General features: G+C 72.9%; 18 protein-coding genes and 3 pseudogenes. 8 read left to right on the top strand and 13 right to left on the bottom strand.

Annotation, left to right across the window (positions count from 1 at the left end):
- Positions 1-350 precede the first annotated feature (350 nt).
- On the top strand, positions 351-1,430 hold the full coding sequence (locus E1265_RS10865) for a LacI family DNA-binding transcriptional regulator (protein ID WP_132930061.1): 1,080 nt from the start codon (positions 351-353) through the stop codon (positions 1,428-1,430).
- An 87-nt stretch (positions 1,431-1,517) separates the two neighbouring features.
- Positions 1,518-3,164 carry a glycoside hydrolase family 13 protein gene (locus tag E1265_RS10870; RefSeq protein ID WP_132930088.1) on the top strand — a complete coding sequence of 549 codons (1,647 nt, stop codon included), beginning with the start codon at positions 1,518-1,520 and terminating at the stop codon, positions 3,162-3,164.
- Between the two features lie 69 nt (positions 3,165-3,233).
- Here E1265_RS10870 and E1265_RS10875 read toward each other — a convergent pair whose 3' ends face one another.
- Positions 3,234-3,599, bottom strand: a complete 366-nt coding sequence (locus tag E1265_RS10875; RefSeq protein WP_243740688.1) for a GntR family transcriptional regulator — start codon at positions 3,597-3,599, stop codon at positions 3,234-3,236.
- A gap of 55 nt (positions 3,600-3,654) precedes the next feature.
- Entirely contained in the window at positions 3,655-4,113 is a 459-nt protein-coding gene (locus E1265_RS10880; protein WP_132930064.1) for a MarR family transcriptional regulator, read from the bottom strand.
- Positions 4,114-4,222: 109 nt separating this feature from the next.
- On the opposite strand from E1265_RS10880, the gene E1265_RS10885 reads away from it, so the two are divergent.
- Entirely contained in the window at positions 4,223-4,783 is a 561-nt protein-coding gene (locus E1265_RS10885; RefSeq protein WP_132930065.1) for a DoxX family protein, read from the top strand.
- 53 nt (positions 4,784-4,836) lie between these two features.
- A complete protein-coding gene (locus E1265_RS10890; RefSeq protein WP_132930066.1) occupies positions 4,837-5,640 on the top strand; it encodes a class III extradiol ring-cleavage dioxygenase in 804 nt (267 codons plus the stop codon).
- Between the two features lie 91 nt (positions 5,641-5,731).
- Here the strand turns inward: E1265_RS10890 and E1265_RS10895 are convergent, their stop codons facing one another.
- The 7 genes and pseudogenes from E1265_RS10895 to E1265_RS10920 form a co-directional block, all read right to left on the bottom strand.
- Positions 5,732-7,057 (bottom strand): SidA/IucD/PvdA family monooxygenase, encoded by a 1,326-nt coding sequence (locus E1265_RS10895; protein WP_132930067.1) that lies wholly within the window; start codon positions 7,055-7,057, stop codon positions 5,732-5,734.
- A complete protein-coding gene (locus E1265_RS10900) occupies positions 7,054-8,553 on the bottom strand; it encodes a pyridoxal-dependent decarboxylase (protein ID WP_165953722.1) in 1,500 nt (499 codons plus the stop codon). Before E1265_RS10900 ends, E1265_RS10895 begins: the two co-directional genes overlap by 4 nt.
- Positions 8,554-8,934: 381 nt before the next feature.
- A pseudogene (locus E1265_RS38875) lies at positions 8,935-9,203 on the bottom strand (lipase); the annotation flags it as partial.
- Positions 9,204-9,540: 337 nt separating this feature from the next.
- Positions 9,541-9,807 (bottom strand): annotated as a pseudogene (locus E1265_RS38880) (lipase); the annotation flags it as partial.
- 184 nt (positions 9,808-9,991) lie between these two features.
- A complete protein-coding gene (locus E1265_RS10910) occupies positions 9,992-10,975 on the bottom strand; it encodes a helix-hairpin-helix domain-containing protein (RefSeq protein WP_132930069.1) in 984 nt (327 codons plus the stop codon).
- Positions 10,972-14,469, bottom strand: coding sequence for a DNA polymerase III subunit alpha (locus E1265_RS10915; RefSeq protein WP_132930070.1), 3,498 nt, complete (start codon positions 14,467-14,469; stop codon positions 10,972-10,974). The genes E1265_RS10910 and E1265_RS10915 overlap by 4 nt, the downstream gene beginning before the upstream one ends.
- 210 nt (positions 14,470-14,679) lie before the next feature.
- Positions 14,680-15,321: a hypothetical protein gene (locus E1265_RS10920; protein WP_132930071.1), complete on the bottom strand. Its 642-nt coding sequence runs from the start codon at positions 15,319-15,321 to the stop codon at positions 14,680-14,682.
- Between the two features lie 60 nt (positions 15,322-15,381).
- Between E1265_RS10920 and E1265_RS10925 the strand changes: the two genes are divergently transcribed.
- On the top strand, positions 15,382-16,044 hold the full coding sequence (locus E1265_RS10925) for an HAD family hydrolase (RefSeq protein WP_207931041.1): 663 nt from the start codon (positions 15,382-15,384) through the stop codon (positions 16,042-16,044).
- Between the two features lie 7 nt (positions 16,045-16,051).
- The gene (locus E1265_RS10930) at positions 16,052-16,420 is read left to right on the top strand and encodes a nuclear transport factor 2 family protein (RefSeq protein ID WP_132930072.1); all 369 of its coding nucleotides are present in this window, start codon (positions 16,052-16,054) and stop codon (positions 16,418-16,420) included.
- Between the two features lie 4 nt (positions 16,421-16,424).
- Here the strand turns inward: E1265_RS10930 and E1265_RS10935 are convergent, their stop codons facing one another.
- A complete protein-coding gene (locus tag E1265_RS10935; protein ID WP_132930073.1) occupies positions 16,425-17,414 on the bottom strand; it encodes a helix-turn-helix domain-containing protein in 990 nt (329 codons plus the stop codon).
- 134 nt (positions 17,415-17,548) lie between these two features.
- On the opposite strand from E1265_RS10935, the gene E1265_RS10940 reads away from it, so the two are divergent.
- Together E1265_RS10940 and E1265_RS10945 are read left to right on the top strand one after the other, a co-directional pair.
- A complete protein-coding gene (locus E1265_RS10940; RefSeq protein WP_132930074.1) occupies positions 17,549-18,433 on the top strand; it encodes an NAD(P)-binding domain-containing protein in 885 nt (294 codons plus the stop codon).
- 22 nt (positions 18,434-18,455) lie between these two features.
- Positions 18,456-19,043, top strand: a complete 588-nt coding sequence (locus tag E1265_RS10945; protein WP_347877194.1) for a maleylpyruvate isomerase N-terminal domain-containing protein — start codon at positions 18,456-18,458, stop codon at positions 19,041-19,043.
- Here the strand turns inward: E1265_RS10945 and E1265_RS10950 are convergent.
- The 3 genes and pseudogenes from E1265_RS10950 to E1265_RS10960 form a co-directional block, all read right to left on the bottom strand.
- Positions 19,013-19,591: a hypothetical protein gene (locus E1265_RS10950; protein WP_165953723.1), complete on the bottom strand. Its 579-nt coding sequence runs from the start codon at positions 19,589-19,591 to the stop codon at positions 19,013-19,015. The genes E1265_RS10945 and E1265_RS10950 overlap by 31 nt on opposite strands.
- 82 nt (positions 19,592-19,673) lie before the next feature.
- Positions 19,674-20,455, bottom strand: a pseudogene (locus E1265_RS10955) (GntR family transcriptional regulator).
- A 3-nt stretch (positions 20,456-20,458) separates the two neighbouring features.
- Positions 20,459-21,001, bottom strand: a complete 543-nt coding sequence (locus E1265_RS10960; protein WP_132930078.1) for a UTRA domain-containing protein — start codon at positions 20,999-21,001, stop codon at positions 20,459-20,461.
- Positions 21,002-21,015: the final 14 nt, after the last annotated feature.

Below are 21,015 nucleotides of genomic sequence, written 5' to 3' on the forward strand. Positions count from 1 at the left end.
CCCCATGCCCCGCGCCCCCTGGCCTCGCAAGACTCTCCCCGTTGTGCCACGTCAGGATAGGCGCGGCCGGCGCCGTGTTACGCGCGGGTTTCGGCGTTCCGGCCAACTCCCGGTGCCCGCCTTGCCAAGCTGGTGGTCAGCGCCTTGCCGAAGGCACCAAAGGGAGGGCCGTCGTCTTGTTGCATGCACACGTTTACATCATCCATTTCATAGCTTTCACCTGCGACTCTTCTGTCAACTTGGCTGCCAGCGGCACCAATTCGGCGAAAACCCAAGATCCTTTCATGTAAACGATTGCAATACCTCCTCGATCGGCAGTACGTTCGGCTCAATGCCGTGATCGGAGGGTTATGGCCGCCAGCATCATCGACGTCGCGCGGCGCGCGGAGGTGTCCACCGCCACCGTGTCCCGCGCCCTGCGCGGGTTGCCGAACGTCTCGGAGGCGACCCGTGAGCGGGTGCTGCGCGCCGCGGAGGAGTTGTCGTACGCGGTCTCTCCGCACGCCTCGTCCCTGGCCTCGGGGCGGACCGGCACGGTGGGCGTCATCCTCCCGTTCGTCAACCGCTGGTTCTACAGCCAGGTGGTGGCCGGCATCGACTCGGTGCTGCGGGCCAACGACCTGGACATCCTGCTGTACAACCTCGGCGACGAGCGCGTGCACGAGCGGTTCTTCGCCCGCATGCCGCTGCGCCGCCGCGTCGACGCGGTGATCGTGCTCAACCTGCCGCTGTCGGCGGCCGAGTGCGAGTCGCTGGTCTCGATGGAAGTGCCCATAGCCGTGCTCGGCACCCGCATACCCGGCTGCTGGCACGTCTCCATCGACAACGCCGAGGGCGCGAGCACGGCGGTCAGGCATCTGATCAACCTGGGCCACCGGCGGATCGGGATGATCTCCGGCGCCCTCGGCGACTCCCGGGGGTTCACCACCCCGATCGTGCGTCAGCACGCCTACCGCACGGTGTTGGCGCAGGCGGGCATCCCCTACGACCCGGAGCTCGAGGCGCCTGGCAACCTCACGATCGACGAGGGCGCCTCGGCCATGGCGCAGCTGCTGAGCCTGCCGGACCCGCCGACCGCGGTCTTCGCGGAGTCGGACCAGATGGCGTTCGGCGCGCTGCGCACGCTGGGCCGGATGGGGCTGCGCACCCCGGAGGACGTCTCGGTCGTCGGATTCGACGACCACGAGACGGCCGAGTTGCTCAATCTCACCACCATTGCTCAACCCGTAGCCCATCAGGGCGAGTTGCTCGCTCAGCAGATCCTCGACGCGTTGTCGGGCGAGAGCGAGGAACCGACTCAGGTCGTGGTGCCGACCCGGCTTGTCGTCCGGGGCACCACCGGCGCGGCTCGTGTCGCGCGTCCTCGAAATCCGCTCTCACCCCGGCCGGGACCCGAACCGGACCAGCACAGCCGCACTACTGCGCGGTGAGCCGCTCCAACCGCGCATTTTCCAGGGTCAACTCGCAAGAGGAATGGAAGATACGTGCCCCGCACCCGCATTCAGGAGAACACGGCCATGCCCTGGTGGCGTACCGCCGTGATCTATCAGGTCTATATCCGCAGCTTCGCGGACGGCAACGGGGACGGCGTCGGCGACATCGCCGGCCTGCGCGCCCGCCTGCCGTACCTCAAGGAGTTGGGCGTCGACGCCGTGTGGATCACGCCGTGGTACCCGTCTCCCATGGCCGACGGCGGCTATGACGTGACGGACTTCCGGGCGATCGATCCGGTGTTCGGCACCCTCGCCGAGGGCGAGGAGATGATCGCCGAGGCCCACGCGCTCGGCGTCCGTGTCGTCCTCGACATCGTGCCCAACCACACCTCCGACCGACACCCCTGGTTCGTCGAGGCGTTAGGCGCCGCGCCCGGCTCGCCCGAGCGCGAGCGCTACCACTTCCGCGACGGTCGGGGGCCGGACGGCGCCCTGCCGCCCAACGACTGGCGCAGCCGGTTCGGCGGTTCGGCCTGGACCAGGGTCACCGAGCCGGACGGCACGCCAGGACAGTGGTACCTGCACCTGTTCTCGGCCGAGCAGCCCGACCTCAACTGGGCCAACCGGGACGTCCGTTCCGAGTTCGAGTCGATCCTGCGGTTCTGGTTCGACCGCGGTGTGGACGGCTTCCGGATCGACGTGGCCTCCGGCCTCGTCAAGGACCCGGCGCTGCCCGACATCGGGATCCCCGAGGACGCCGTCTTCGAGAAGGGCCCCTGGAAGGAGGGCCACCCGCACTGGAACCAGGAGGGGCTGCACGAAATCTACCAGTCCTGGCGCAAGATCGCCGAATCCTACGCCGGGGACCGGGTGTTCTGCGCCGAGGCCAACTCGTCGGACGACCAGACGGCCCGCTACCTGCGGGCGGACGAGCTGCACACGGCCTTCAACTTCGCGTTCCTGAGGTCGCCGTGGGAGTTCAAGTCGATCCGCGAGGTCATCGACCGCAGCGTCGGCTCGCTCGCCGAGGTGGGGGCCCCGGCCACCTGGGTGTTGTCCAACCATGACGTGACGCGCCATGTCACACGGTATGGGCGTCGGGACACCAGCCAGGACCCCTACCGGACCGACTACGGCCACTCGGACCGGGACCTGGGTACCCGGCGGGCGCGGGCGGCGGCGCTGCTGATGTTGGCGCTGCCGGGCAGCTCCTACCTCTACCAGGGCGAGGAGCTCGGCCTGTGGGAGGTCGAGGACCTACCGGACGAGGCGATCCAGGATCCGCTGTGGGGTCGCTCGGGCCACACGGTCCGGGGCCGCGACGGGTGCCGGGTGCCGCTGCCGTGGTCGGGCTCCGAGAGCCCGTTCGGCTTCGCGCGGCGCGGCAGCGAGCCGCCGTGGCTTCCGCAGCCGGCGGAGTGGGAGAAGTTCAGCGCGCAGTTCCAGTCGGGCACGCCGGGTTCGATGCTCGAGCTGTACCGGGCGGCGCTGCGGCTGCGGAGCGAGCAGCCCGGCTTCGACAGCGGGACGCTGCGCTGGCTGGAGGCGCCGGAGGGGGTCCTGTCGTTCGAGCGCTCCTCGGTGCTGCGGTGCGCGGTGAACTTCTCGGAGGAGCCGTTCCCGCTGCCCCGCAAGTGGGGCGTGCTGCTGTCCAGCGACCGGATCACCGGTGGGCTGCTGCCCACCGACACCACGGTCTGGCTGTGGGGCGGCGGCGCGTCGCGCGTGTGACGGATCCGGGCCGCCCTCCCGGGTACACGGGGGCCCAGGGCGGACGGCCCGGATCGCCAGAGCGGTGGATCAGCCGTACACCGCGCGGATCGCCTCGGCGACGTGCTCAAGCGCCGCGTCCCGGTCCAGGCCCAACCGGCTGACCCGCTCCACATAGGCCCGGGCCGCCGCCGCACCCTCCCGCGCGGCGGCGTCTCGGGCCGCGGCCACGAAGGTGCCATGCCGGCCCCTGGTCTCGACGACGCCGTCGGCCTCCAGGGTCCGGTAGGCCTTGGCCACCGTGTTGGCGGCGAGGCCCAGCTCGCCGGCGAGGGCACGGACCGTCGGCAGTCGGTGGCCGACCGGCAGCTCCCCGCTCCTGGCCTGCGCCGCGATCTGGGCGCGCAGCTGTTCGTACGGCGGGGCGGAGGCGCCCGGGTCGATGCTGAGGTTCACGGCACCGATTCTGCCGTAGCCCTCGCCGGGCGGACCCGAGGCGGCCGGCCGGCGGTCAGTGCTCGCGAAGCCGTTGGCCGACGCGGCCGAACGCTCGGGCGAGGGTCGTGAGCTCGTCCTGGTCGAGGCTGTCGATCAGGGCCTCGCGGACGCGGGCCACATGGCCGGGCGCCGCCTCGGTGAGGGCGGTGCGGCCGGCCTCGGTGAGGGTGGCCGTGACGCCGCGCACGTCCGTCGGGCAGGCGCGGCGGGCCACCAGGCCGCGCTTCTCCAGCTGGCCGACCTGGTAGGTGAGGCCGCTCTTCGAGGTGATCAGGGAGTCGGCGAGCTCGGTCATCCGGATGCCCGCCTCCCCCGCCGCGCCCAGCTTGACCAGGATCTCGTACTGGGGGTGGGAGAGCCCGGCGTCGTCCTTGAGCTGCTGCTCCACGCTGCGGAAGACGCGGTGACTGGCCTCCAGGAACGCCGTCCAGGCCGCCATCTCCCGCTCGTCGAGCCACCGGGTCTCCTTCATGCCGCCATCATAGGCATGTTGTTCAAATTGGAATCACCCTGCTACGGTGAGGACCGGTTCTTCGAATTTGAACCAGTGCTCGGAACCCCCACCCACAGGAGACAGCTCGATGACCTCCCCCACGACGACGACCACGCCGACGGCGCCCGCGCCGGCCCAGGCCCAGGCCGCCGCCGCGCCGGCCCACGACACCGGGCTGCTGCTGCTCCGCCTGGCCGTCGGCCTGACCATCGCCGCGCACGGCACGCAGAAGCTGTTCGGCTGGTTCGACGGCTCAGGACTCGACGGCACCGGCATGTTCTTCGAGTCCCTCGGCTACCCGTCGGGGCGCACCATGGCCCTGGTGGCCGGCCTCTCGGAGACCCTGGGCGGCCTCGGCCTGGCGCTCGGCCTCCTCACCCCGCTGGCCGGCGCCGCCGTGGTCGGCACGATGCTGAACGTCATCGTCTCGGCCCACTGGGACGCCGGCTTCTTCGCCCCGGCGGGCATCGAGTACCCGCTGCTGCTCGGCCTCGGCGCCGCCTCGCTCGCGCTCACCGGGCCCGGTCGCTACGCCGTCGACCCGCACCTGCCGCTGGCCCCGCTGCGCGAGCACCGGCTGGCCACCGGCGCGGTCGCCCTGGCGTTCGGCCTCGCCGTCGCCGGCATCGTGCTGTTCTTCCGCAGCTGACCCGCACCGCACCACCCGAGACGCACCACCCCGGACGAATCGCAGGTATCGCCATGACAGTCAGCGAAGGCCCGGCCATCGAGGGCCGGATGCCCGTCGTCTACCTCAGCCACGGCGCGCCGCCCCTCGCCGACGACGCGCTGTGGACCGGCCAGCTGGCCGCCTGGTCGGCCGGTCTTCCCCGGCCGAGGGCGATCCTGATCGTCTCCGCGCACTGGGAGGCCGCACCGGTCACGGTCGGCGCCACCACCACGGTGCCGCTGGTCTACGACTTCTGGGGCTTCCCCGAGCGCTACTACCGGGTCAGCTATCCGGCGCCCGGCGCCCCCGAGTTGGCGGCCGCCGTGCGCGGCCTGCTCGACGGGCCCGGCACCCCGGTGCACGAGGCGCCCGACCGGGGGCTCGACCACGGCGCCTACGTGCCGCTGGCCGAGATGTTCCCGAAGGCCGACATCCCAGTGCTGCAGCTGTCCATGCCCACCCTCGACCCGCGGCGGCTGCTGCGGCTCGGCCGCCGGCTCGCGCCGCTGCGGGACGAGGGCGTGCTGATCGTGGGCAGTGGCTTCTTCACCCACAACCTGTCCGAGATGACCCGGACCACCGACCCCGACCAGGCCCCGGCCTGGTCGCGGGAGTTCGACGCCTGGGGCCGGGAGGCGCTGGCCGGCGGTGACGTCGACGCGCTGCTCGACTTCGAGCACGCGGCCCCGGCCGGCCGCCTCGCCCACCCGCGCACCGAGCACTTCGCGCCGCTGTTCGTGGCGCTCGGCGCGGGCGAGGCCGACCTGGCCACCCAGCGCACCGTCATCGACGGCTTCTGGGGCGGCCTGGCCAAGCGCTCGATACAGCTGGGCTGAGCGCTCCCCCAGCGCGGGGTGGCGAAGACGACGGCCGCGAAGTCCAGGCCGCCGGCGCCGAGGCGCCGGCGGCTCCTCCACGCGGGCGTGGCTAGCCCGGCGCCGGGCCGAAGGTCTGGAACGCGGTGCGGCGCGGGACGCGGAAGACGTCCCGGCCGGCGACCGCGTTCAGGATGAGCGCGCCGCGGTAGGCGCCGATGCCGAGGTCGGGCGCCGCGGCGCCGTGCGTGTGCAGTTCGGCGTTCTGCACGTAGAGGCCGGCGCCCACCTCGGGCACGGTGCGGATCCGGTGCCCCTCGCTGACGTCGTAACGGCCCTGCTCGTCCCAGGCGATCAGCTTCTCCACCGGGGCCAGGCACTCCGGGCGGCGCGGCGCGTAGCCCGTGGCGGCGATCACCGCGCCCGTCTCGATCTCGGCCCCGCGGCCGGTGTCCGCGTGGTGGGTGGTGAGCCGCAGACCGTCGCCGGCCGGCGCGGCGGCCCGCACGGCGGTGGCGGGCAGCAGGGTGATCGGCGGCCGGTCGCCGTCCAGCAGGTGGTCGTAGAGCTCGTTGTGGATCAGGTCGATGGTCTCGCTGTCGATGCCCTTGTACAGCTGCCACTGGGAGGCGATCAGCCGGTCCCGGACGGCGGGTTCGAGGCCGTTGAAGTACCGCATGTAGGCGGGCGTGGTGTACTCGAGCACCAGCTTCGAGTAGTCGAGCGGCGCGAACCCCCAGGAGCGGGTGAGCCAGGTGACCGCCCAGCCGGCCTCGCGCTGCCGGCGGACCAGGTCGAGGAAGACCTCGGCGCCGGACTGCCCGGAGCCGACCACCGTGACGTGCCGGACGCCCACCTCGGTCAGCTCCGCCACCCGGTGCAGGTGCTCACCCGAGTGGAAGACCCGCTCCCCCGCGACGCCGGCGAGCGCGGGCGGCAGGTAGGGCTCCGTGCCCACGCCCAGCGTGATGGCGCGGGCGAGCCTGGTGCTCGTCGCGCCGGTGTCGGTGTGGCGCAGCGTCAGCTCCCACAGGTCGCGGTCGGCGAGCCAGCGCACCTCGTCCACGGAGGTGGCGAAGCGCAGCGACGGCAGCCGGCCGGCCACCCAGGCGCAGTAGTCGGCGTACTCGCGGCGCGGCACGTGGAAGCGCTCGGCGATGTAGAAGGGGTACATCCGGTCGTGTTCGACCAGGTAGTTGAGGAACGACCAGCGGCTGGTGGGCCGGATCAGCGAGACCAGGTCGGCGAGGAAGCTCACCTGGAGCGAGGCCCAGTCGAACATCAGCCCGGGATGCCAGTCGTAGGCGGGGCGCTGGTCGTATGCCTCGAAGGCGAGCCCCTCGACCTCGTCGGCGAGCGCGGCGAGGGAGAGGTTGAACGGCCCGACGCCGACGGCCGCGAGGTCGAGTATCGGTTCTTCGGCGGTTCTCTCGCTCACAGTTGGCCCTCCACGGCCTGGCCGGCCGCGTCCACCGCGGCGAGTAGTTCGTCGATGTCGGTCGCGGTGGCCTGGGGGTTGAGCAGGGTGAGCTTCAACCGGACGGTGCCCGTGCCGGGTTCGGCGGTCTTCACGTCGGTGCGGCCGATCAGCGCCGCGCCCCCGGTCAGCAGTCGGCGGCGCAGCGCGCCGTTGACCGCGTCCGAGACGCCTCCGGCGCGCGGCACGTAGCGGAAGACCACGGTGGTGAGCGCCGGTTGGGTGGTGAGTTCGAGCCTGGGGTGGGCCTCGACGGCGGCGGCGGCGTCCCTGGCGAGATCGTGGCAGGCGTCGAGCATGGCACCGATGCCCTCGCGGCCGAGGGCGAGGAAGGTAGCGGCGACCTTGAAGGCGTCGGCCCTGCGGGTGGTGGCCATCGAGTTGCCGAGCAGCCCGTCGTAGCCGGCGGCGCCGTCGTCGTCGGGGTTGAGGTAGCCGACCCGCAGCCCGGTGGTGGCGGCGAAGTCCCGTGCGTCGCGGGCCAGTAGCGCGCTGGCGGCGGCCGGCTGCCAGGCGGTCTTGTGCAGGTCCATGGTGATGGTGTCGGCGGCCTCGATGCCGTCGAGCAGCGGGCGCAGCCGCTCGGAGAAGAGCGCGCCGCCGCCGTAGGCCGCGTCCACGTGCAGCCGGGTGCCGGCGCGGTGGGCGATGGCGGCGAGTTCGGGCAGCGGGTCGATGGAGCCGTAGTCGGTGGTGCCGGCGGTGGCGACGACCGCTATCGGCACCTCGTTCGGGGCCAGCGACCGCAGGGCGCGTTCGAGTTCGGCGGGCCGCATCCGGTGGGCGCCGTCGACGGGGACGGTGCGTACCGCGTCCTCGCCGAGGCCGAGCACGGCGCAGGCGCGGGCGACGGAGAAGTGGGCGAGTTCCGAGCAGTAGACGACGGGGCGCGCGTCGAGGCCGGCCAGCCCGCCGCCCCGTATGTCGCGGTGGGCGCGCAGCGCGGCGTCCCTGGCTATCAGCAGAGCCTGGAGGTTGGAGGCGGTGCCGCCCGGGGTCAACACGCCGTCGGCGCCCGGGCCGTAGCCGGCGAGTTCGGTGAGCGAGCCGACGAGCCGGCGTTCGATCTCGACGGCGTAGGGGCCGCTGTCCCAGGTGTCGACCGAGGCGTTGAAGACGGAGGCGAGCACGTCGGCGGCGGCGGCGACGCTCAGGGCCGGGGGCTGGAGGTGGGCGGCGGCGCGCGGGTCGGCGAGGTCCACGGTGTAGGCGGCGTAGGAGCGGGCGAGCGAGAGGACCGCCTCGCGTCCGCGGCCGGTGGCGGGGAGTGGGCCCTCTGGCAGTTCGTCGTCCAGCAGGCGGGACAACTCCCGTGGGGTGAGGGCCGGGAGCGGTCCTGTGCGACGGCGGAGGGCGCCGGCGGCCTCCCTGGTCAGCTCGGTGACGAGCCGTCCCACCTCCGCGAGGCCGGCGGGGTCGGCGGCCAGCAGATCGGGTTCCAGGAGGGTCGGGGGCACGGGCACGAGTGGGGCGTGGCCGGGCATGCTCATGGGTTCTCGGGGTGTCCCTTGTCTTGGCGGCTGGATCACTGCGCGGGTCTCGCGACGGGGTGGAGAGCCGTGACGGGCGTGGGTGACGGCGCGACTCCGCAGGATAATTTAGGTTAGGCATACCTAACCATGTCAACCGCACCCGACCTCACGCGGGATCCTTTAACCGCTCCTGAGCCATCCCTTAACGGGACCATAAGAGGGCAGACAACGCCCCGGAGCATGGCTAACGTTCCTGGTGTCGGCATGTCAGGACCGGTGCCACCGCCTCCCTCAATCCCCCCCACCCCCGGGGAGGCGGTGGCACCGACATCCCGCCGCAATCCCTCTCTCCTCCTGGCCCCGCCGCTATCCGAGCAGGTCGCCGCAGTCGGTCGGCTCGGCGCCGGCCGGGTCGAGCGCGTTGGCCGTCTCGTGGGGAAGGCCACCCGGCTCAGCAGGCCGATCGCCGCGTGCTCGGAGAAGTCGACCGGACACAGGTCCTGGAGCAGCACGTTCCGCACCCCCGGCTCGTCGATGAACTGCGAGCGGTAGGGCGTGACGATCTCGTCGTAGCGGGTGGCGATCACCGCACACGTGACGCCGTGCACGGTGTAGCCACCGGCGTTGAGCTCGGTCTTGACTTCTCCCTCAGCCAAAGCCAAAGGATTCAACCCTCGCGAGTTGAGCTTTCTGCTTCATCGACAGCCGCCGACCCGAACAAACGGCAAGGGTTGGAGTGCCAACCATCGGTCTTACGCCAGCTCCACAGACCTGACGTCCCGCCAGCCCGGCGGTAGACCCGAACGGCTTGGTTATCACCGCCCGGACACCCTGACCCTACCACCCGTATGGACGCGCCTACACACCGTGCACGCGCGGCGATCCACCCCAGCGGGGGATCGCCCTCCCCTGCCCCCGCTCCGCGGAGATCCCACTCCCCTCCAGACTAAATCCGGGAGCTCCCTCGGAGATATCTGAGGAGTGGACGCACCAGCCGCGGTCGGCCGGGTAGGGCGCGAGGCCGAGCCAGTTGACCGTGCCGTTGGCGCCCGTGCCGTGGACCAGAACGACGGGCCTGGAGTGCGCGGCGACCGGGACGCAGTCCGCGTCGTTCCAGCCGCCCGCCGAGGACGAGGCGGAGGCGCCGGCGGCGCCGGGGACGAGCAGGAGCGGAAGGGCGAGCGCCAGGCCGGCCAACAGCCGGGCGGAGCACGGTGACACGCGTTTCCTGGACAGCATGGCGTGGTCTCCTCGCTGAACTCCATGGGGGTGGCACCACGCGGTCCGGACCACGGTTACTGCCGAGTACTCGTCAAGCTACGAGCGGGTAACCCGCCTGCCCACCTGCCCGACGGTGAAGAATGCGACACACTTCCGCCGCATTGCACGCCGCTCCCTCACGCCACTCCCTCACACCACTCCCTCATGCCACGTCCAGCACCCCGGCCGGGCCCGCGGCCCGGGGGCCGAAGCGGCGGCGGGCGCGGTCGGCCGCCGCCTCGGCGCGGCGGCGGCGCTCGTCGCGCGGGTCGAGGGAGAGCTGGCGGGTGGCGCGGGCCGCGTCGTCGAGTTCCTCCGCCCGCAGCGCGACCGCCCTGACCCTGGCCCGCTGGAGCCCGAGCGCGTCGTGCAGCGCGTAGGCCACGCCGACCAACGCGGGGGTGTGCGCGGTCGGTTCAGGCAGGGCCCGGGCGCGGGTGGTGGCGGTCAGGTCGGCGTAGTGAACGGTGAGGGTGAGCGCGCGGGTGGTCCGGCCCGACTCCCGCAGCCGGTAGCCGACTTCGTTCGCGAGGGTGAGCAGCGCCCTGCGCCGCCGCCCCGCGTCCAACTCGTCATGGTCAAAGCGGTGTTCGGCCGCCACGGTGTGGGCGGGCGCGCTGGGCGTGACCGGGGTCGGGTCGACGCCCCCGGCCGTCTCCCGAACCCGCCGGGCCGTCGTGGCGCCGAGGATGCGCTGGAGAGTGGCGGGCGGCGCGGCGGCGACCTGGCCCGCGGTCTCCAGGCCGTACCCGGCCAGGGCGCGCGCGGTCGCCCGGCCCACCCCGGGCAGCGCCGTGACGGGCTGGTCGGCGAGGAAGCCGGCGACCCCGTCCGGGGTGTCGGGCACGGCGAACACGCCGGGCTCGCGGCCGAGTCGGCCGGCGGCCAGCCGGGCGAGCAGGGGGTTGCCCGCGACGCCGACCGCGCAGTCGGCGCCGTGCAGGGCGAGCGCCCGCACCCGGATCAGGCGGGCGAGTTGGACCGCGTCCAGGCCGAAGTACCGCTGGGCGCCCCGGACGTCGGCGAGCGCGGCGTCGGGCGGCAGGGCCTGGACGACGGGGGTGATGCCGTGCAGCAGCCGCAGCAGCGCGGGGTAGCGCTCGGGCGGGCAGCCGGGGAAGCGGACGTGGAGCACGGACCCGGTCATCCGGCGCTCCCCGGGCTGGCGTGCCACAGCTTGCGGGCGGCGGCCTTGGCGGAGTCGCCCGCCGGGCGCAGGTCGGCCCAGGGGTGGAGGGTGTATCCGGTCGACAACTCGATCCGTCGCCCCACCGCTTCGTCCCCGGAACCGTCTGTCGACTCCTCGATGCCCCCGGCCCCGTCGTCCTCGCCGGCCCCGTCGTCCTCGGCGCCCTCCTCCCGCTCCGGCGGGGCCGCGAGCCGTTCCGCGACCGCGTCAAGGCCGCCGGTGCGGCGGAGTTCGGCCAGCTCGGCCAGGTCCCAGGCGGCCTGGCCGACCACGCTCAGGGTGCGCGGCCCGCGCCGCTGGACCGTGCCGCGCACCAGCAGCAGCCAGGAGTGGAAGACGGTGTGCGCGCAGGCGGCGTGGCTGTCCTCGAAGAAGGCCAGGTCGACCAGGCCCGTGTCGTCGTCCAGGGTGGCGAAGATCACCCGCTTGCCGGACCTGATCGGCGGGGTCTGGGTGGCCGCCTTGGCCCCGGCGACCAGCACCGTGTCGCCGTGCGCCGCGTCGCGCAGCCGGCGGGCCGACAGCGCGCCCAACTCCGTCAGCAGCGCCCGGTGGTCGGCCATCAGGTGGCGGGAGGTCTCCATGCCGAGCACGCCGAGCTCGGCGCCGAGCCGCTCGTCCGCGTCCAGGTCGGGCAGCCCGGCCGGCGGGGTGCGCGCGGCGTCGCCGAACGGCAGTTGACGGCCGTCGCCGCCGACCCCGGCGCCCCGGCGCTGCCGGTGCAGCTCGGCGATGTGCAGCAGCAGGTCGCGGCGGTTGTCGCCGAAGGCGTCCAACGCGCCGACCTTGGCGAGCCGTTCGGCGACGGGGCGGGAGGGGGCGCCGCGGCGGAACAGGTCGGTGAGGGAGGTGTAGGGCCGGCCGGCGGCGATCCGTTCCGCCTCCTCCTCGGTGATGCCCTTCACCTCGCCGAGGGCCAACCTGATCCCCCACACCTCAGATTCGGACTCCAGTTCGATTCGATAGGTGGCGTCCGAAGCGTTCACGTCCAGCGGCAGCACCGGCACCCCGCGCCGACGCGCGTCGGCCAGCAGCAGCCGCTTGGGGTACATGCCCGGGTCGTGCGCGAGCAGCCCGGCGTAGAAGGCGGCCGGGTGGTGCGCCTTGAGCCAGGCCGACTGGTAGGTGGGCACGGCGAACGCGACCGCGTGCGCCTTGCAGAAGCCGTAGGAGCCGAAGGCCTCGACGATCTCCCAGGTGCGCTCGATGACGTCGGGCGCGTAGCCGCGCGCCGCCGCCCCGGCCGCGAACCACTCGCGGACCCGCGGCTGCCGCTCCCCGTCGGAGAGCGCCCGCCTGGCCTCGTCGGCCATCGCCCGGTCGCATCCGGTGAGTTGGGCGAGGACTCCGATGATCTGCTCGTGGAAGACCACCACGCCGTGGGTCTCGCGCAGCACCGGCTCCAGGTCCCGGTGCGGGTAGCGCACCGGGCGGCGGCCGTGCCTGGCCTCGATGAAGGGGCGCACCATGTCGGCGGCGACAGGACCGGGCCGAAAGAGCGATATGTCGACAACGAGGTCGTGGAAGGTGCTCGGCTGGAGCCGGCCGACGAGGTCGCGCTGTCCCGGCGACTCGATCTGGAAGCAGCCGAGCGTCTCGGTCGAGCGGATCAGCTCGTAGGTCGCCTGGTCGTCGGGCGGCACCCGGTCCAGGTCGATCCGGACCCCGGTGGCCCGCTCCGTCTCGCGCACCGCGTGCGCCATCGCCGACTGCATCCGCACCCCAAGCACGTCGAGCTTGAGCAACCCCAGGTCCTCCACGTCGTCCTTGTCGAACTGGGACATGGGGAAGCCCTCGCCGCTCGTGGGCACCACCGGGGTGCGCTCGAGCAGCGAGGCGTCCGAGAGCAGCACCCCGCACGGGTGCATCGCGACGCCGCGCGGCAGCGCGTCCAGCGCCTCCACCAGCTCCCAGAACCGGGGCCCGTGCCGGTCCACGTCCACGCCGCGCAGCTCCGGCAGCTCGGCCAGCGCGGCGCGCGCGTCCCTGGCCCTGATGTGCGGGAACGCCTTGGCGAGCCGGTCCACCTCGGCCGGGTCGAGGCCGAGCGCCAGGCCCACGTCCCGCACCGCGTGCCGCACCCGGTAGGTCTCGGGCATGGCGACGGTGGCGACGCGCCGCTCGCCGAAGCGGTCGAGGATCGCCCGGTACGCCTCGATCCTGCGGGCCGACTCCACGTCGACGTCGATGTCCGGCAGCACGGCGCGGCGCGGCGAGAGGAACCGCTCCATCAGCAGGCCGTGCTCCACCGGGTCGGCGTTCGCGATGCCCAGCAGGTGGTTGACCAGCGAGCCGGCCCCCGAGCCGCGGGCCGCGACCCGGATGCCGAGGCCCCGGATGTCGTCGACGACCTGCGCGACGGTCAGGAAGTACGAGGCGAAGCCGAGCTGGGCGATGGTGTCCAGCTCCTCGTCGAGCCGCGCCCAGCGCTCCCGGTCGCGGTCGTAGCGACGGGCCACCATGCCGGCGGCGCAGCGGGAGCGCAGCACCCGGTCGGCGGTGCGGTGAGCGGCGCCGACCAGGCGCGGCTCGGGGAAGCGGACGCCGCCGATGCCCAGGTCGTGCTCCGGGTGCACCCGGCAGGCGGCCGCGGTCTCGGCGGTGAGTTCGAGCAGCCGGCGGGCCGCGGCCGGGCCGTAGCCGGCGGCCTCGGCGATCCGCTCGGCGGCCCTGGCCATCTCGTCCGGGCCGCGCAGCCACGCGTCGCCACCGTCCCTGGGGCCGCGCGGGTCGATGGGCCGCAGCCGGCGGGCGGCGTCCAGCACGTCGGCCACCGGGCCCTGCCCAGGGTCGGCGTAGCGCACCCGGTTGGTCAGCACGGGCGCGACGCCGGTCTCCGCGGCCAGCCGCAGCGCCCGCGCCGCGTCGCGCGGCGGGCCGGCCGCGTCGACCTCGACGCGCAGCGCGGCGTCCCCGAAGGCCTCGCGCCAGGGGGCGAGCAGCCGGGCCGCCAGGTCGGGCCGGCCGGCGGCCAGCGCGCGACCGGTCGGGGTGTCGGGTCCGAGCAACACGATCAGCCCCTCACCGTGCGTCTCGGCCCACGGCAGCACGGGCCGCTCCCCGGGCCCCGCCCCGTGCGCGGCGGTGACCAGGCGGCACAGCCGGGCCCAGCCGGCCGCGCCGTCCCTGGCCAGGAAGACCGCTCGGGGCGCCGACTCGTCCAGGAAAGCGCCGCCGCGCACCGGCGTCCTGCGCCGTTCCCTCGCCGGCTCCCCGCCCGGCTGCGCCACGGCGAGCTCGACCCCGAACAGCGGCCGCACCCCGACCTCCGCGCACGCCCTGGCGAAGCGCACGGCCCCACCGAGGGTGTCCCGGTCGGTCAGCGCCAGCGCCGTCATGCCGCGCTCCGCGGCCCGCTCGGCAAGACGCTCGGGGTGCGAGGCCCCGTAGCGCGCGGAGAACCCGGACGCGACGCGCAGGTGCGCGAAGCCGGCGAAGCTGGCGCCGCCCATGGCCACCCGCACCTCCCGTCACACCCGGCCCCCCTGTCCCAGCACCGTTTCCGGTCCACCATAAACCAGCCATCGAACGTTAGTACGATTAAGGCGAACACGCAGGTCATCCGGCATGTGACGCCGATCGCCCCGGCCGTTCCCCGGCTGAAAAGGAGCGGTGTCAACTCCCCCTGACGACACCGCGATCGGCGCTCAGCGGGCCGGCCCTCACCCCCAGGTCCTGCCGCTGACCAGTTCGGGGCCGAGGTGGCGGGAGACGACGGAGAGCAGGGGCGGGGGCGGCTCGTCGGGCGCGATCTTGTAGGTGTGGACCACACAGGTCAGCACCGGATGCGTCGGCCCGCCGGGAAGAGCGGTGTCATTGGCGTCCAGCGGCCGGTGCTGCGTCCTGGCCAGCGCGAAGGCCACCAGCGTCGTCCGGTGGTCCTCCCCCCAGTAGTGGTCGGCGATGGCCCTGTTGCCGAAGTCCAGATGCGGGAAGACCACCGCCACGTCCGCCCTCCCGTACGGGGCCGCCCGCAGCGCCGGCAGCACGTCGAGGATGGCCTCCCCGGTGGCCAGCAGCCGCGCCTCCTCGTGCGAGTCGCCCCAGGGCGGCGGCCGGTCGTCTACCAGTCCGAAGTGCTCCGTGCGCAGCACCGTCCCGACGGGCGGCCGGTCCCAGCGGGCCTCCCCGCTGACGCTCCCCCAGTTGATGCTGGCGTTGACGCACAGCGTCCCCGCGAGCAGCGACCAGGGGGTGCGCACCACACGCTCCCTGGCCAGGTCGACCACCAGACGCCCGAACGCCTCGCGGTCGAGCAGCGCGGGCGTCGCGGGCGCGAAGAACTTGTCGGTCCAGATCCCCATGGCCCCGTTGTATTGGCCCCGCCCCTCGGGGTGCCATCGGTTTACGGTTAGGCTGCCCGGGTGGGCGCTCCTTCTCATCCCTCGATCGACCTCGTCATCTTCGACTGCGACGGCGTGCTGGTCGACAGCGAACCCCTCGCGCTGCGCGTCTGCGTCGAGCTCGGCACGGAGCTCGGCTGGCCGCTGACCGAGCGCGAGATCGTCGACCGCTTCCTCGGCCGCTCGGAGCGCGCCGTCCAGGCCCAGATCGCCGAGCGCCTCGGCGAGGCGGCCGCGGCCACCTGGGGCGAGCAGTACCGGCTGCGGCTCGCCGAGGTCATCGACACGGAGCTCACCGAGGTGGCCGGCATCAGCGAGGCGCTGGCGGCGATCACCATCCCGCACTGCATCGCCTCCAGCGGCGGCCACGACAAGATGCGGCGCACCCTCACCCGCACCGGCCTCTACGACCGCTTCGCCGGCCGCGTCTTCAGCGCCTCCGAGGTCGCCCGCGGCAAGCCGGCCCCCGACCTCTTCCTGCACGCCGCCGAGCGCATGGGCGTCGCCCCCGCCCGCTGCGCGGTGGTCGAGGACAGCCAGTACGGCGTCCAGGCCGCCCGCGCCGCCGGCATGCGCTCCTTCGGCTACGCCGGCGGCCTCACCCCGGCCGACTGGCTGGCCGGCCCCGACACCGTCGTCTTCGACGACATGCGCAAGCTCCCCGTCCTTCTGGGCCTGCTGTGAGTCGACCGTGAGACTGCACGCCTACATCGACGCGTGGCGACGCCACGACGTGGCCGGAGTGCTGGCCACGCTGACCGACGACTGCGTGGTCATCGAGTCCTACGGCCCGGTCTACCACGGCCGGCAGCGGGTCGAGCAGTGGATGCACGCCTGGTTCGGCGCCGGCGGCTCGGTCGACGACTGGGAGATCACCTGGCGGTCGTCGACCGGCGAGGTGCTCACCGCCGAATGGGTCTTCTCCTGCACCTGGCAGGGCAGGGCGGCCACGTTCGAGGGCGCGACGATCGCCAGGCTCGAAGGGGAGCGGATCGCCTACCTCAGGGAGTACGCGACCACGGCGCCGCTCTACGACTGGACGGGCACCTGGCTCGACTGAAGGGTCATCGGGCCGGGAAGGCCCGGCGGTAGGCGCCCGGTGACACCCCGAGCTGCCTGAGGAAGTGGTGGCGGAGGTTGTTGGCCGTGCCGAGGCCGCTCAGCTCCCCGACCTTCTCGATCGGGAGGTCCGTCGACTCCAGCAACTCCCGCGCCCGACCCAGGCGTTGGTCGAGAAGCCACCGCAGGGGCGTCGTCCCGGTGGCCGCCTGGAGCCGCCGGTAGAACGTGCGCGGGCTCATCGCGGCCCGCCGCGCCAGGTCCTCGACCGTCAGCGGCCGGTCCAGGTGGGCCCGGGCCCAGTCGAGCACCGGGCCGAGCCCCTCGTCGTCCCTGGTGGGCACGGACAACTCGATGTACTGCGCCTGGCCACCGGGCCGGTGGGCGGGCACCACCATCCGGCGGGCCAACTGGTTGGCGACGTGCGCGCCGAGGTCGCGGCGCACCAGGTGCAGGCACAGGTCGAGGCCGGCGGTCAGACCGGCGCTGGTCAGCACGTCGCCGTCGTCCACGTAGAGCACCGACTCGTCGACGTCCACCTTCGGGTACCGCTCGGCCAGTTGGGCCGTGTGCATCCAGTGGGCGGTGGCGCGGCGACCGTCGAGCAGCCCCGCCTCGGCGAGCGCGAAGGCGCCGGTGCACAGGGAGACCATGCGGGCGCCCGCGTCATAGGCGCGGCGCAGGGCCGTGATCAGCTCCGGCGGCAGCGGCCTGCCCTCGTCGACGCAGGAGTCGGGCACCGACGGCACGATGACCGTGTCGGCGTCGGCGAGGTCGTCGAGCCCGTAGCGGGTCCGCAACAAGAGCCCGAGGCCGCCCGTACCGCCCTCCCCCTCCCCCGCTCCGGTGCCGCACAGCCGCAACTCGTACCAGGGGTCGGCCAGATCGGGCTGCGGCTTCCCGAAGACGGTGCAGGGGATGCTCAGCTCGTACAGGTCCCACGAGGGGACCCCGATCTCCTCGGTCACGACCACCGCGACAGTACCGACGCTCATGCCCCGAAGCGTATGGCAGGAATTTGGCGGATGCTGTCACCCGTGTCACTTCTGCCGCCCGCCGCGGGCTGCGAGCGTGTTCCTCACGTGATCACCGCCGCGTGCGGACGTAAGGCACAGGAGGAGTTGTCGATATGACCACTGATCGACAGGCCGTCACCGTCATCGGCCTCGGTTCCATGGGCTCGGCGCTGGCAGCCGCGCTGCTCGACCGGGGCCACCCGACCACCGTGTGGAACCGGTCCGCGCACCGGTCCTGGCCGCTGGTCGAGCGGGGCGCCCGGCTGGCCGCGACCCCCGAGGAGGCGATCACGGCGAGCCGGCTCACCGTCGCCTGCGTACTGGACTACCCGGCGCTGCACGCCGTCCTCGACCCCGTCGCCGCCACCCTGGCGGGTAGGACCCTGGTCAACCTCACCTCGGGCTCCCCCGAGCAGGCCCATGAGGCCGTCACCTGGGCCGAGTCCCACGGCGCCGACTATCTCGACGGCGCGATCATGACCACCCCGCCCGGCGTCGGCAACCCGGAGATGATGTTCCTCTACAGCGGTTCGCCCGACGTCTTCGAGGCGCACCGCCCGACCCTGGCGGCCCTGGGCGACCCCCTGCACCTGGGCAGCGACGCGGGCCTCGCCTCCCTCTACGACGCCGCGCTGCTCGGCCTGATGTGGGCCACCATGACCGGCTGGCTGCACGGCACCGCGCTGGTCGGCGCGGAAAAGACCCCGGCCACGGCCTTCACCCCCGTCGCGCTCCGCTGGCTGACCGCCGTGTCGGGGTTCCTGACCACCTACGCGCCGCAGGTGGACGCCGGCCGCTACCCGGGGGACGACGCCACCGTCGACGTGCAGATCGCGGCCGTCGAGCACCTCATCCACGCGGCGGCGGCCCGGGGCGTCGACAACGCGCTGCCGGAGCTGCTGAAGTCGACCATGGAACGGGCGAGGGCCGCCGGCCACGGCTCGGACAGCTACGCCAGCGTGATCGAGGTCCTGCGGCGTCCGGCGGACGCGAGATGACCACGCAGCATGGACGGGCCTGCTGTCGACCGCCACCGACGCGTGCCTTGACACCCTCCGCCAGGGAGCCGAGGAGGACTGGTCACGCCCCGCCCAGGGCCTCGACTGGACCTGCCGCGAGACGCTCGACCACCTCGCACTCGGCCTGGTCGGCTACACCGGCCTGCTCGTCTCCCGGCCCACCGACCGCTATGTCACCCTCTTCGCCTCGCTCGATCCCGGGGCCACCGTCCCTGACTGCCTTGAGGGCCTGCGGATCGCCGCCACCCTCCTCGCCTCCACCGTCCGCGACACGGCCCCCGACGCGCGCGCCTGGCACCCTTGGGGACACTCCGACGCCACCGGGTTCGCCGCCATGGGAATCACCGAACTCACCGTCCACACGCACGACATCGCCCGGGCCCTCGGCCTGCGGTGGGCCCCGCCTGACGGCCTCGCCGCCACCGTCGTCGACCGGCTCTTCCCGGAGGCACCAACCGGGCACACCCCGTTCGACACCCTGCTGTGGTGCACGGGCCGGATCCCGCTGCCCGGGCTGCCCAGGCGCGCGAACTGGCAGTGGGACGGCACCGTGCGGGCTCATCGCGAACCGGTCGGCCCCTCGATGTAGTGCGCCCACAGGCCGAGGCAGATCAGCGCGGCGAGACCTCCGACGACGCCGTAGAGCCCGGCCCGCCACGTCACGCGCTCCAGCAACGTCTGTTCCGTCTTGTCAAAGCCGTTCTCCCGGCCGATCCCGCGACCAACCGCTCCACGTTGGCCCGTTCCCCGTCGTCCAGGCCACCGTCCGCGGCGAGCGTCGTCGACACCCCCGTGACCCGGGCGACCTCCTCGGCGGAGAACACCCCACTGGCCCGCGTCCTCCCCTCGACGCCGATCGGGGGGGAGGACGCCGCAGTACAGCACCTCACCCGTCTCCCGGTCGATGATGAGCTCCTCGTCCTCGGCGTCGCCCTCGCCGCATTCGGTGCCGGGCGTCGAGAACACCACCTGGTACGGCGAGGTGGGCGTCCTGACCGCGTAGTGGACGACGAGGCTCACCACCCCGACGATCACCGCCAGTACGGGCGCCAGACACCCGACGGCGACGAGCGCGGCACCGACCCGACCGGCACGGCCGCCCAACCGGGAATCGCCTCGTTCGGATTCACTCGGCACAAGTCCCCCTCAGCCCGGCGCCTCCATGCATCATCCCCAGCCATAACCCGTGCCGGAAGGCAACCGCCTCCCGCGAGACGGATCACGCTTCGCCGGGCGGGGTGAATTCGTACCGAAGCTCGTAGAGATGCCCGGCCTTCACCATGACGCTGGCCTCGATGGGGCGGTCATCGTCGCTGTAGACAACACGAAGCGTCCGAAGCACCGGGAGGTTGCTGGGCAGTTCAAGGGCGATGAACTGTTCCTGAGTGGGCACGCGCGCCGAAACCCTGTCCACGCTCAGCCGGGGCGGATGGCCAAGATCCGCCAACAGGGTCGGCGTGCCGCCCTTGTTCTTGCGACGCTCCGTCATCGCCGTGCCCCGTGTGATCTCCAACGGGTAGTACGACGCGAGGAGTTCAACCGGCTCCTCATCGAGTATGAGCACCTGCCGGCGCAGCAGTGCGGCACCGCCTTCGGATACGCCAAGGGCAGCCGCCACATCGGCAGGAGGAACGGCCTCGCGCACTCCAACAGCTTGCTCGCGCCCGAGCGCCCCACTTCTCCATCTCTGTCAGCCACCGGTACGGCTCACCGACCACTGCCAGTGCCATGTACGAGGCGGGGCTCAGGGTCCGCTGCCGGTGCTCGCGCACGGTGACCGCCGCCCCAGGCCGCCCGACGACGAGACGTTCCTCCTTCAGCAGGTGCAACGCCTTCTGCACTGTGGCGTTTCGAGGCAGCGAACCTCGCCTTCAACTGCGCAGTGGAGGGCAGCTTGGCGCCAGGTGTCAGATCGCCGCTCATGATCTCGTCGCGCAGGTCCGCCGCGATACGTTCGTGAAGTGAGCGGGGGTCGAAGGCGCCCGCCTCGGTCCTGGGCACGGTTCATCCAATCCGCAGTTCGTAGCGCAGACGTTGCCGGTGGGCGGGCATGGTCATGAGGTCAGCCTGAATGGGCATGTCGGCCGCGTCCAGCGTCGCGCGGGTCAGCCGCAGCACGGGCTCGTCGGGAACCGTCTGAAGCAATGCCGCCTCCTCCTCGGTCGGCATCCGGGCCGCCACCTCCTCGCGCGCCCGCACGCCGACGTGCCCCAGCTCGGCGAGCAGGGTCACCGCCCCGCCTCGGATCTTCGCAGTCCCGGCCAGGCCGGTGCCGCGCGCGATGCGCGTTGGGTAATAGGTGTCGGTCAACTCCCAGGGCTCGTCGTCGAGGAACATGATCCGCCGCCGGACGACGACCTCATCCCCCTCCGCCACTCCCAGCAGAACGGCCACGTCCGCCGTCGCCCGTACCTCTCCGGCGTGCAGAATCCGCTGCGTGCCCCGACGCCCCCGAGCCGCCGTCTCGGCACCCCAGACGTCGCCGCCGCCCGCTCCCTGCGGACCGAGGTAGGGCACCGACGCACTCACCCACTGGTTACCGCTCACGGCTCCTCCTGACT

It is taken from the genome of Streptomyces sp. 8K308, assembly GCF_004348315.1.
Taxonomy (GTDB): Bacteria; Actinomycetota; Actinomycetes; order Streptomycetales; family Streptomycetaceae; genus Streptomyces.